The 12,380-nt window shown below is 38.8% G+C and carries 9 protein-coding genes; 2 read left to right on the top strand and 7 right to left on the bottom strand.

Annotation, left to right across the window (positions count from 1 at the left end):
- Positions 1 to 38 precede the first annotated feature (38 nt).
- Positions 39 to 911 carry a selenium metabolism-associated LysR family transcriptional regulator gene (locus AC0C45_RS20730; RefSeq protein WP_013083080.1) on the top strand — a complete coding sequence of 291 codons (873 nt, stop codon included), beginning with the start codon at positions 39 to 41 and terminating at the stop codon, positions 909 to 911.
- 362 nt (positions 912 to 1,273) lie between these two features.
- Here AC0C45_RS20730 and AC0C45_RS20725 read toward each other — a convergent pair whose 3' ends face one another.
- From AC0C45_RS20725 to AC0C45_RS20715, 3 genes are all read right to left on the bottom strand, one after another.
- Entirely contained in the window at positions 1,274 to 2,473 is a 1,200-nt protein-coding gene (locus AC0C45_RS20725; protein ID WP_237894021.1) for an MFS transporter, read from the bottom strand.
- A gap of 232 nt (positions 2,474 to 2,705) precedes the next feature.
- Positions 2,706 to 3,083: a PH domain-containing protein gene (locus AC0C45_RS20720; RefSeq protein ID WP_014460184.1), complete on the bottom strand. Its 378-nt coding sequence runs from the start codon at positions 3,081 to 3,083 to the stop codon at positions 2,706 to 2,708.
- A gap of 64 nt (positions 3,084 to 3,147) precedes the next feature.
- Positions 3,148 to 5,295 (bottom strand): YhgE/Pip domain-containing protein, encoded by a 2,148-nt coding sequence (locus AC0C45_RS20715; protein WP_237894020.1) that lies wholly within the window; start codon positions 5,293 to 5,295, stop codon positions 3,148 to 3,150.
- A 110-nt stretch (positions 5,296 to 5,405) separates the two neighbouring features.
- Here AC0C45_RS20715 and AC0C45_RS20710 point away from each other — a divergent pair, with 110 nt between their 5' ends.
- Positions 5,406 to 6,581 (top strand): alanyl-tRNA editing protein, encoded by a 1,176-nt coding sequence (locus AC0C45_RS20710; RefSeq protein WP_237894019.1) that lies wholly within the window; start codon positions 5,406 to 5,408, stop codon positions 6,579 to 6,581.
- Positions 6,582 to 6,622: 41 nt separating this feature from the next.
- On the opposite strand, the gene AC0C45_RS20705 is transcribed toward AC0C45_RS20710, so the two are convergent.
- From AC0C45_RS20705 to AC0C45_RS20690, 4 genes are all read right to left on the bottom strand, one after another.
- Positions 6,623 to 7,543: a 1,4-dihydroxy-2-naphthoate polyprenyltransferase gene (locus tag AC0C45_RS20705; RefSeq protein WP_025752322.1), complete on the bottom strand. Its 921-nt coding sequence runs from the start codon at positions 7,541 to 7,543 to the stop codon at positions 6,623 to 6,625.
- A 336-nt stretch (positions 7,544 to 7,879) separates the two neighbouring features.
- Positions 7,880 to 8,017, bottom strand: a complete 138-nt coding sequence (locus tag AC0C45_RS20700) for a hypothetical protein (protein WP_257063368.1) — start codon at positions 8,015 to 8,017, stop codon at positions 7,880 to 7,882.
- A gap of 145 nt (positions 8,018 to 8,162) precedes the next feature.
- On the bottom strand, positions 8,163 to 10,775 hold the full coding sequence (locus AC0C45_RS20695) for a helicase-related protein (RefSeq protein WP_472928696.1): 2,613 nt from the start codon (positions 10,773 to 10,775) through the stop codon (positions 8,163 to 8,165).
- Between the two features lie 240 nt (positions 10,776 to 11,015).
- The gene (locus AC0C45_RS20690; RefSeq protein ID WP_472928694.1) at positions 11,016 to 12,377 is read right to left on the bottom strand and encodes a purine-cytosine permease family protein; all 1,362 of its coding nucleotides are present in this window, start codon (positions 12,375 to 12,377) and stop codon (positions 11,016 to 11,018) included.
- Between the last annotated feature and the right edge of the window lie 3 nt (positions 12,378 to 12,380).

Below are 12,380 nucleotides of genomic sequence, written 5' to 3'. Positions count from 1 at the left end.
TATAATTAATTTTTTTAATATAAAAGGAGCCATACTCTATGTACTATGATGCGTTAAAGACGTTTGTTTCTGTTGTAGAAGAGCAAAGCTTTACAAAAGCTGCGGAAAAGTTAATGATTTCACAGCCAAGCGTAAGCGTACACATCAAAAATCTTGAAAAAGAATTTCAAACTTCTCTGTTCCTGCGTTCACCTAAAATGTTAAAAATCACACCAAGCGGCGAAATTTTATACGATCGTGCTAAACAAATGATTCAGATATATGAGCATACGAAACGAGATATTTATGAACATCATCACCGTGTCAAAGGAATGCTAACGATTGGCGCCAGTTTCACGATTGGCGAATATATTCTCCCTTCATTTTTAGCAAAGCTTCGTGAACAATATCCTGATATTGATGTAGAAGTGACTATCGGTAATACAAAGGAAATCGCTCAGCTTGTTCGTCATTTCAAAGTAGACGTAGGGCTTATTGAAGGACACACGGAAGAATCCGACTTACATATTCAGTCTTTTATGGACGATGAGCTTGCCATCGTGGCGTCAGTGGATCATCCTTTAGCTCAGCTTAAAAAAGTAGAAATTGATGATTTACAAAATCAGCGGTGGGTAGCTCGTGAAAAAGGCTCTGGAACAAGAGAATATTTAGATCACGTTCTAATGTCCAACGGTTTAAAAATGAAAAGCATGCTAACGATCAGCAGCAATCAAGGAATTAAAGAAGCCATCGTTCACGATTTAGGAATGTCTGTGCTGTCGCTTTGCGCTATTAAAGAAGATGTAGAACAAAAACACCTATCGATTCTCAACGTTAACACCGCTCCTTTTAAGCGCCGTTTCTCCTATATCTATCCTGCTAACAGCGCTCATAAAAAAGTAGCGGAGCTTTTTATTCAACTTTTAAACTAAGAAAAGAAATTAAGACATAACTAAATTACTTCAATCTAAAGACTAAAGTAGCTAGTATAAATCACTTGCGACACCGCAGTTGATTTCCGTGCAAGGCTTCGCTTTCCGCGGGCAGCTACTGAGCCTCCTCGTCGCTTCCGCTCCTGCGGGGTCTCACCTGTTCCGCTTTCCCGCAGGAGTCTCCGTCCTGCCCTCCAATCAACTGCTAGAAGGAACGAAAAAGATGAAACTATGTTCACCATAACAAAAAAAACGAACCACTAATCAAACATGTTGATCGATGGTTCGTTTTTCACTTGGGCTAAAATCCTTTTGTACGGGCCTCTTTTTTTAAATCAATAGCTATATGTCTTTACATTTTCTCAGTGAACATGCGTCTGCTGAGCCGGCATTTTTGACAAACGAACAGCTAGGAAAAAGGCTGTTGTAAGAAACACACCAATTAAAGCAATAACACCTTTCCAGCCGTACGCACTCCAGCATAATCCAGCCACCGTTCCGCCAACGCTTGATCCTGCATAGTAAAAAAACAAATACAAAGACGAAGCCTGAGCTTTGTCATGAGTGGCTCTTCTTCCCACCCAGCTGCTTGCAATGGAATGACTTCCAAAAAAGCCAAAGGTCAGCAGCAAAAGCCCGGTAATTTTTATCCATAAAACTGGATGCAGCGTAATGATGGAACCTATGAGCGTAACAGCAATCGTACATAACAGCACTTTCTTCCGACCATATCGATCCGCCAGCGTCCCCATCCAGACCGAGCTGAATACTCCCACAAAAAAAATAACAAAAATAAAACTTACAAGCGTATGATTCCAAGAATACGGAGGAGCGGATAGAGCGTATCCAATATAATTGTATAAAGCTACGTTACTTCCAAGCAGTGCAAAACCAATAGCAAAAAGACAAAGCATCCCTTTATCTTGAAGATGACTGCGAAGAGAGCCGGTAAGCTGCCTAAGTTCAAAGGATCGTGAAGTGAAGTTTTGTGAATCTGGCAAGTTCATAAAAAAAACAAAGGTGGCCAGTAAACTGATTGCGCTTACAACATCAAGAGCTACGGACCAGTTGAAATATTCCGTGAGCACCCCTGTCATAAGTCTTCCCGCTACGCCTCCAAAGGCGTTCCCGCTTATATAAATCCCCATCGCTTTTCCTAAACTCCCCGGTTCAATTTCTTCTCCTAAGTAAGCCATGGCCACAGAAGGCAGCCCTGCTAACACGATTCCTTGAATGACGCGAAAGACTAACAGCGTTTCAAAGGTAGAGCTAAATGCCGTCATGATGCATAGCAATGATGCAAAAATTAACGATAGACCCATCAGTTTCTTTCGTCCCCACACTTCTGATAAAGAACCTAAAAAAAGCATGCTAACGGCTAGCGTGATGGTTGTTAACGAAAGAGACAAGCTGGCAAACGCCGGAGATATCCCGAATTCTCTAGAAAATTCAGGTAAAATGGCCTGTGTACAATATAAGATCGAAAATGTGGTGAAGCCAGCTGCAAAAAGCGCCACATTTGTTTTGCGAAAAGCTGATGTTCCAATTACGGTATAACTCACAGTTGGTCACTTCCTTTTTTCTCTAAAAAAAGCATATCACGGTTTTTTTATTCTGTATAATTCATTATGTAAATCGTTTTCATGCATTTCAGTAATGAGTGAAATAAACAAATATAGAAGGACAACAACCTGATTATTTTTTAAACAGCTGCATGCAAGAAAGAAGATATTATCCTTTCCCGTTTTACACAAGCATAAAAAAAGTCGAGCCAATTTTTATGGCTCAACTTTTTTAATCTAATACATAAGATGCTAATACTTTTTGCACGTCGTAAATGCTTTTATCTTTACGAAATTCTTTTGAGATCGGTGCGCTAGAACCCGATACCCAAATATTTAATTCCGCATCTAAATCAAATGTTCCAGCCGTTTCTACGCTAAAATGGGTAATCGTCTTATAAGGAATGGAATGATAATCTGTTTTCTTTCCTGTCACTCCTTGCTTATCAACGATAATTAAGCGTTTCGTCGTAAACACCATTAAATCGCGAATGACTTTATACGCTTGTTCCACTCGCTCGTTGGCAATTAAGATATTTTGTAAGTCTTTTTCAGTTCCTCTTATATCTGCTTCTGATGCATTTCCTAATAGTCCATCTAATATACCCATACTGATCACTCCTTTCTATCTACACTACCGCATTTTGTTCTGTCTGGAAACCCAAAACGTTTTTTTAATGAATTAATTTACTTTCACGCGCTTTTTTTGTTAATTTTGCACTCGTTTTACTAAGAGGCTTATGAAGAAAAATGCCAACAAGCAGCACGCCAAGCCAAATGCAAAGAAGAACGGTAACGTCTTTTCTGACAATGTCCGCTAACATGCCTCCTACCACTTCTCTCATCATGCTTATCGCATACGTAAATGGTAAAAACGGGTTGATTGCCTGAAAAAAAGCAGGCACGACTTGAATCGGAAATGTACCGCCTGCAGCAGAAAGCTGAAGCACAAGTAAAACAATGGCCATCGCTTTTCCTGCATTGCCAAATATCGCAACAAGCGTATAGACAATCGTCATAAACACGAAGCTGCACAGCAAGCCTAAAAAGATAAAAGTCACTTTGTCTACGACGTACGTTTTGATTAAAAATAAATCGCCTAGCGTCACAATAAAAGCTTGCACAAGAGCAATAGACAAAAACGTTAAAAGTCTTCCAAGATAGACTTCATAGCTTTTGAACCGCTCTTCATCAGCTACTTCTACGCTTAAAATTGAAACTAACAGCAAAGCTCCGACCCACAAGCAAAGCGTTGTATAAAACGGCGACATAGCTGAGCCGTAGTTCGGAATTGGATAAAGTCTTTCTTCTTTTAAAAGAACCGGCTTAGCAAAAAAGTCACTTTCTTTTTGCACATCATTCTTTAGCAAATTAATAATATCTTCAATATTTTCTTTTTGCTGAAATTCTCGTATTTTATCTGCTATATTGTGCACGTTTTGTTCAATTCGCGGAAAGTCTTTTGCTATTTTCGCAAGCTCCTGCTGTCCGAGTAAGATGCCACTTGCTGTTTTAGACAGGACGTTAGAAACATCCGGTATGCTTTTATTAGCTTCATCAAGCAGTGCGTTTGCGCTTGCTGTTTTATCTTTCGCTTCTTTGATAGCTTGTTCAATAGCCGGCACAATCGTAGAAGAATACGAATTCGTTAACGTATTTAATTTAGAAACAGCTTGGTCGGTGCGAGAACTGAATTTCTCAAGCACACTTGGATCTGGTGCATCTCCATTTTTTGTTTGCTGCTGCAAGTCGTTTACATCCGACAGCTGCTGCTTTAAAAGCGTATGTACACTTTTTATTTGATTAATAACCGGTGAAAGAACGTTCCCTTGAGACACCGCATTTAAATCCGTAAGAAGTGTAAGAATCTCTCCTGTGTCAGCAATTTGTTTTGTTAACTGCCCTTTTAGCTGTTCCGCTGCCGCGTTGACTTCAGCCGGTGCGATATCTTTTTCCATCAGCTGATTCTTCAATTCTTGCACTCCGAGAGCTCGCTGTTGAACACGGTGCAGCGTTTCGTTGATCGTCGGCTCAGCGGTTTTTAAAACTTCGTCGCTTTTAGTTAAAAACGTATTGAGCTGCTGAGTCATCTGTGCGCCGTCAGCTGTTAATCTCTCTACTTCAGGAAGAGCAGCCTGGGCTTTTGATACAATTGCTCCAGCTTTTTGAGTAGTGTCATTCGCTTCATTAATTACTTTTTTGATTTCAGGAAGACGATTTTCAAGTTCAAAAATCCGTTGTTCAACTTGTTGAATGGTTGGCAAATCTCGCTGCAGTGTAATACCTAGTTCGTTAAACACTGAAAAAATAGCTCCATTCGCTGTTTTGACGAATTTTTCACTAATCTGTTGTGTTAAGCTGCTGGCTCCTTTACTTGTAATTTTAGGCGCCACTGCGTTTATTTTCTCGTTCACTTTGTAAATAATAACCGGTTTTTCCAAACGATCTTGAAGAACGGTACCAAGTTTTTGTGAAAAATCTTTTGGAATAACAATACTTGCATAATAGTCACCGTGCTTTACTCCGTGATCAGCTTTTTCTTTGGAGACGAACGTCCATCCAAGCGTTTTATTTTTCTTTAACGTTGCAATAATATCTTTTCCCACGTTTACGTGCTGCCCTCTGATCGTAGAACCTTCGTCTTCGCTCGTTACTGCAATGGCAATACCTTCAGTCCGCCCGTATGGGTCCCAAGATGCTTTTATATTAAACCATGCATAAAAAGACGGCAGAATCATAAGCGTCAGCACAATGATAATCATCGCCCAATTGGTGAAAATCCTTTTTAAATCCCGCGTATAAATATAAACAGTATTTTTCATATGTCCCACCCAGTTTTATTGTTACAAGTTAGCTTATCCATGTTCGAAGAAACATATTTCTGATACTATAGAAAAAGTTAGATATGGTTTTACTAGAAAGGATGATGAATATGACAGAAAGACTTTATTATAGCAATCCCTATATAAAAACATGGGAAACTGAAGTGATAGAGACGCGCTCTCTTTCAAATGGCTACGCATTAACGTTAAAACATACCGCTTTTTATCCAGAAGGAGGTGGACAGCCTTCTGACTACGGTAACATTGCAGGAATCGACGTAAAAGATGTGTACGAAGAAGATGGAGATGTATATCATATCGTTGATGCACTCCCTGAACAAACGAACGTCACATGTGAAATTGACTGGCATCGCCGCTTTGATCATATGCAGCAGCACAGCGGACAGCACTTACTTTCGGCTTTATTAATCGATACATATGATATTCACACCGTTAGCTTTCACTTAGGAAGCGAAGCAGTCTCTATCGACCTGAATGTACCTCAGTTATCTCATGAGCAGTTACTACACATTGAAAAAGTTGTAAATGACGCTATTTACAGCAACCGTCACATTAAAACGTACGAAGTGAAAAAAGAAGATTTGCATACTCTTGCGCTTCGCAAAGTGCCCGACCTAGAAGACGAAGTGGTACGCATTGTGGAAATTGAAGGCATTGATGTTTCTGCCTGCTGCGGTACTCATGTGAACCAAATTGGAGAGCTTGGCCTTATTAAACTTACGAAAACAGAAAAGCAGCGCGGCAATACACGCCTCTTTTTTAAATGCGGTATGCGTGCGTTAGCTGATTATCAGCAGTCTCAAGAAATCGTAGCAGAACTTAGCAATAAATTCAGCACAAGCCGTGAATTAGTTGTAGAACGCATTAAAAAATTGGAGACTGAACAAAAAGAGCTGCAAAAACAACTAGAAGAATTAAAAAATGAAAATGCTGCTTATTTAGCAAGTGAATTAGAAGGCAAAAAAGAAGGTTCATTTCTGTACCATCACTTTGAAAACCGCACACTAAAAGATGTGCAAGCTTTGACGAAGCAGCTTCTTCAAACACCTGATACAACGCTTCTTTTCACTTTTTCAAGTGATCAAAAAGTTTTGCTGGCTCACAGCGGCAGTGAGGTAAAATGCGGAGAGCTTTATAAAGAATTGCTTCCGCTTTACGATGGAAAAGGCGGCGGCGGACCAAAACAAGCTCAAGCCAGCTTTTCATCTTCTGAAAATATGAACGCATTTATTAGCGCAGTAAAAGAAAAAATAACTGGAGCATAACAAAAAGCCTGTCTTTAAAAAGACAGGCTTTTTCCGCACAATCAGCTTACTAAGTAGCCAATTAATAATCCAATTGATAAAGTAAATCCAAAAAATGTATTGGTTTGCGCGGTTGCTTTCATTGCAATAAGCTCTCCGCGTACAAATGCTTGTACAGCTTGAATTGGCTTAGGTGCACTAAGAAACACTAAGAAAATCCAAGGGCTAATATCGAAGAATACCACTAATGCAACGGTCCAAATATACGCAATGCCAAACAAAGCAGCTAAAAATCTAATCGCATTTTTAGAACCTAATAAAATGGCTAGCGTACGACGTCCGCCTTTTGTATCTTCTTCTATATCACGAATGTTGTTAGACAAATTAATCGCACCTACTAAAATCGCAATCGGAAGTGATACAAAGATGCTTTCAGACGTTACTGTATTCGTTTGAATAAAAAATGAAATCAATACGAACATCGCGCCCATGCAAAGACCTGAAAATAATTCTCCAAACGGCGTATACGCAATCGGAAGCGGGCCGCCCGTATACAAATAACCAATCGCCATACCTACTAATCCAACTAAAGCAAGCCACCAGCTGCTGTTTGCACATATATATACACCTAAAATAAGAGCAATTCCATAAGAAATAAGTGCTAAATTTAATACCGTTTTCGGTTTCATGCCGTGTCTGACGATGGCTCCTCCGATACCTACGGAGTCTTCTGTGTCTAACCCGCGTTTAAAGTCATAGTACTCGTTAAATAAGTTCGTCGCAATTTGAATCCACAAACATGAAAAAAGCATCGCAAGAAACATCCAAACGTTCACATGGCCATAAAACATGGCTAGAACTGTTCCAATTAAAACCGGTACAAACGATGCTGTTAGCGTATGAGGACGGGTTAATTGCCACAAAATCTTCCCTTTACTGTACTGCTCGACTGCAGCTTTGTTTTCTTTGTTATGACTTGTCATCATCCTCTTCCCTTCTATTACGAACCGTATCTCTATTTAAAAGTGCTGCTTTTAATATAACGAATGATAGCAAACTTACTCTAATACAATACACGTCCGCCCAACAAAAAAATCACGGAACTCTTTAAAATATCAGTTCCACTCTATATCATAATAATTTATTGGTCTTTTTACAAGACGACCGCTTATACATTTCCGGTTTTTTTCTACAAAAATCTGCTTTGATGCAGAAATTCGCAGGAAAAAGATTAAAATCCTGTATGAAAAATCAGATTGAGACATAACTACATCAATCCAATCTAAAGATGAATAAATAGTATACATGAACTGGACTGCTTAGTACACCGCTGTTGATTTCCGTGCAAGACTTCGCTTTCCGCGGGTGTCCGCTGAGCCTCCTCGTCGCTTACGCTTCTGCGGTGTCTCACCTGTTCCGCTTTTCCGGCAGGAGTCTTCGCCTTGCCCTCCAATCAACTGTGCTAGAAGGAACGAAACAGATGAAAGCTACGTTCACCATAAAAAAAGCCGAACCAATTGGATTCTCAATCAAAAATCCAACTCGTTCGGACCTTTCTTTAACTAAAATACGTTCGTACAAGCCACTTTTCATCTCTACACCTTAGTAATTAAAATCTTCGTCCCCATATCTTCTGCGGAATCTTTTATGAAAACACGAATCGCATATCGCATGATCATGATTCCAAGGAAGGTCTTTAGAACACGCACTGCATGTTCTTTTGAATTTTTTCATATCTTTTCTTAATACGTTATGGATTTTATCGGTAAGCTCTTCTCGAACACGTTCCCAATAAATAGCCTCTGGCCTTCTGTCCATTCTATATAAAAATAAAAGATGCAGGCCAATCGCCTTATAAGAAAGCTCTAATTTTTCCAGTGAACCTTCTATCATCCTTGGTTCAGGTAACTCTTCTCTGTTAACAATCGCATTCATGCTGGCAACCCACTGCTTTTTCAAAGAGCTTTCTTTTGCTGAAAACGGCAGCTGCAAGTAGCCGTATAAATCAACAATGGGCATTTTCGCCTCAATCAGCGTGTCTTTCACTTCCTCATAAAGCTCACGTTCTTGTGCCAGGTTTGATTTTTGTGTCCCTTTTGGATTTTTAAATTTAGCCCACATGTCAAAAAACGTTCCGAGGTCATGATGATATTCTTTAAATCTTCTTAGCATATCTGAAGTAGGCGCAATTGAAAATTTACTGATTTGCTCGTCTGTTGAAAATAACAGTTCTCTCATTTGCTTTGCATCTTTAGCGAATGCAACTTCTCCTACATTATAGAGACCCTTCCTTCCAGCACGACCTGCAATCTGCTTTAACTCTTGAGAAGTCAACAATCTCCTCTTTTGTCCGTCAAACTTCATGTTTTCTAAAAGGACAATTCGTCTAATTGGAAGATTTAACCCCATTCCAATTGCATCTGTAGACACAATGACATTTGTTTCTCTATTAATGAACTGCTCAATTTGTTTTCTTCTCGTTTCAGGCGGCATACTTCCATAAATCACGCTAACTTTATGACCATCTTTTTCTAGCTTAGCCGCTGTCTGGAGCACTTTTTTACGCGAGAAAACAATTAAAGCATCTGCGGGTTTCACTTTTTCAATTTTGAACTTTCGAAGATCTACTTTTAAAGGTATATCTCTTTCATACTCATGAATTTCTGAGATCACACCGTCAAGCATCTCTTCTAACATACTTCGAATGCTTAAACTCCCAATCACATGAACTTGTTTGGCATTAGCTCGAGTGATGGCTTTATACCATGAAAACCCTCGGTCTCTGTCTTGAATCATTTGTGCTTCATCAATTACGGTTACATCGCCATGTTCTAATTCACTAAACATCTCTACGGTACCAGCCATGTGCTGAGCGTCTTCAACAATCTTTTCTTCTTCACCTGTTTTTAACGAACAAGGGACTCCGTCTTTGTTCAGCTTTTCAAAAACTTCTAAAGCTAACAGGCGAAGCGGCGCTAAGTAACTACCCGAAGCAGCTTTTTTTAATGATTTTAATGCTGTATACGTTTTTCCTGTGTTTGTATCACCGAGATGAAGAATGTATTCCGTCTCTTTTCTTGGGTCCATTTCGTATTCTGCACCAAAAATATAATTTAACTGTCGCTGTTCTTCTTCAATCAGCTTTTTCTTTTCTTCACGTTCACGTTCTTGTTGTAATCTTCTTTTTTCCAGCTGCTGTTGATATCTCTCTTGATGCTCTTCGATCGTTAAGTTGTGATCTGAAACTTCCAGTACATCGGAAAGCTTTTCTTCTACAAGCATTCTTTTATATTCATAGACCAAATCCGATAAATCACTTCTAAGTGCTTTTATAATGTCCATTCGTGTTACCGAAGCATTTGTATAGGATTTATATTCTTCTTTAAATGAAGCAGGAAGGTCATCCATAATCATAGTTGGAATGATTTCATAAATCTTATCGGTGATAAATACCTCGTATACATCTTCATACGTTTCAAATAAGATAATCGTTGAGTATCGGTCTAATTCTGAGCTTACGCCGCCGGTGAGCTCTTGAAAAAAGTCATGAACCGTTTCATAATCATGACGTGTTAAATCACCGTTTTCTATTAATTCATCTTCAAGCTCAGTATGCGGCGCATAGTTTTCAATATATTTTGAGTTTGTTTCAATATCTTTTGATAGCTGATGTGAAAGCTGTTCTCTTATATGTAGGTAATACAGCTCTTTGTTTACTTCCAAAATAGGAGCCGCTTCTAAATTTAACTGTAATTGATATCTAGCTTTTCGATCATTAATACTTTGCTGTCTTTCTTTCTCTTTTCTTTCTTCTTCTTTTTTGGCAAATTCAGCTCTTGCTTCTCCGTATAGAGACAGCCACTCTGCTTTATTGCCATTTCCGTATTGCTCTTTTAACCAAGAAAAAGCATCAAACTCCATACCTTTTCTCGTTTCTTTAGCAAATAACTTATCGATAGCTTGAGGTTTATATCCTTTTATCTCAAAGCCTCTTTCTGTTAAATACGATCTTCTGTTTTTCTTAGATACAGAAGAAACAGCAATTTTTCTCCACGCAGTCCCCCAGGCTTTCTTAATAAAAGAATGCCTGTCTGTTAAATACGTCTCTAAATTCGGACATTCGTCTTGTTCACCTAGTACGCTTTTTATATCCTGTAGTAATGTATGTTTAGTTTTTTCAATGGCCCTGCTTTGAATAGCCTCTAATTCAAGCATAAAATTCTCCTTTGGAAAGTTTTCCTACATTTATTATAGGAAAGACCTCTGAGAGAATCAAATACATGTTATTACTTTATTTGAGGCTGGATTAATAAGCTCTCTTCTTCCTGCTTTTACTTATTTCTCGTCTATTTTATCTGCTTGCTTTTTTACCCTCTATTCAACACAAAAAGCTCCTATTTAAAGGAGCTTTCCGACACTTATTTTTTAGATAATTCAGTCTATTTTAAGTATACGTCAAGCATTTTTGTCTATTCCCTTTGAATAAGGGATTGAAAGCTGTGAAAGTTTGGTTAGCGATACATGCAAAACACCTGTAAATAAAAAAGCTAAGATCGTTGCGCCTGTGGCTAGCGGGTGAACGTACGTAAAATAGTAGGCAAATACAGCCCCCACTATGTAAGATACATACACATAAAGGTTAAATCCTTTTGTATACCAGTACAGTTTATTTTGTTTTTCTAAAATAGCTGAAACGTCATAGTATTTTCGGCGAATGATATAATAATCAACAAGAACAATCGCAATAATAGGAATAAATAATACGCCGATCATAAGCAAAAAGCTTTGAAAATTTGTCATCAACCACTCTTTTAATAAAGAACCCAGGACTGTGACAACTCCCATGGTTAGTGCCGGTATCCAGAACCTCTGCTTTGGAAAAATAGATAAATAAGACATTGTCGCGCTATACAATACCATTACGTTGGTTGACAGCACCGATAAAAAAATGACGATGGCAGCTACTAATCCCAACAGCGGGCTATATGCGCCAATTAAATTTACCGGGTCATACGTTTGTGTCATATTTCCGAGAATTGAAAAACCGGAAACCGTTGCGCCTAATCCCATCGCAATTAATGTCGCAACGTTATAGCCTAAATACGTTCCCGCAATTCCCGTTTTTTCAGATTTACAGTTTCGGTTATAATCGCAAACAATAGGAATCCACGTAAAAGCTGTAGCTACTACAATATCAAAAGCTAACATTCCTGTAATACCAGGATTTTCACTTGCTTTCATTTGAATTAATTTTGCTGCATCAAATTCGATAAACAAATAGCTAAACACAACGGTTGCTAAAATGACCATTAGCGTAGCTACTAACTTTTCCGTTGCTTCAATGCCTTTGTGTCCGTATATAGAAATTGCTACTACTAGTACTTGAGTAAAAATTGTAAATAGATTGATATTGCTGTAACCCGTCAAAAAGGTAACGGCATGATTTAAACTTAGCCCTGCCATGTAGGCTTGAATCCATGCCCATCCTATTAATGTAATAAGATTAACAGCAGCAGGAAGCATAGCCCCTCTTTGCCCAAAAGCTGGTCTCATTAAAACCATGGTTGGAAGACCGGTGCGAGTTCCGATATTCCCCATCAACACAAGCGGTATAGCACCAACTAAAGAGCCAAGCACAATAATAAATAATGCCTTTAAAAATGTCATATCGGGTACAAACAGCATTCCGGTAAAAACGGTCGTTACTACCACGTTGGCTCCTATCCACATGGAAAATGTAGAGAAGAAGCCCATACTTCTTTTATTCATTGCAATCGGCTGCACATCATCATGGGCGAGACCACTTTTTGTTGTCATTCC

Source organism: Priestia sp. VA7, from assembly GCF_055710015.1.
This window is presented reverse-complemented; position numbering and strand designations above follow the sequence as displayed.

What these genes read in the sequence shown, in the direction of transcription:
- AC0C45_RS20695 (WP_472928696.1), bottom strand. Translation starts at nt 10,775, where the DNA reads ATGCTTGAATTAGAGGCTATTCAAAGCAGGGCCATTGAAAAAACTAAA.
- AC0C45_RS20690 (WP_472928694.1), bottom strand. Translation starts at nt 12,377, where the DNA reads ATGACAACAAAAAGTGGTCTCGCCCATGATGATGTGCAGCCGATTGCA.
- AC0C45_RS20730 (WP_013083080.1), top strand. Translation starts at nt 39, where the DNA reads ATGTACTATGATGCGTTAAAGACGTTTGTTTCTGTTGTAGAAGAGCAA.
- AC0C45_RS20710 (WP_237894019.1), top strand. Translation starts at nt 5,406, where the DNA reads ATGACAGAAAGACTTTATTATAGCAATCCCTATATAAAAACATGGGAA.
- AC0C45_RS20705 (WP_025752322.1), bottom strand. Translation starts at nt 7,543, where the DNA reads ATGACAAGTCATAACAAAGAAAACAAAGCTGCAGTCGAGCAGTACAGT.
- AC0C45_RS20715 (WP_237894020.1), bottom strand. Translation starts at nt 5,295, where the DNA reads ATGAAAAATACTGTTTATATTTATACGCGGGATTTAAAAAGGATTTTC.
- AC0C45_RS20720 (WP_014460184.1), bottom strand. Translation starts at nt 3,083, where the DNA reads ATGGGTATATTAGATGGACTATTAGGAAATGCATCAGAAGCAGATATA.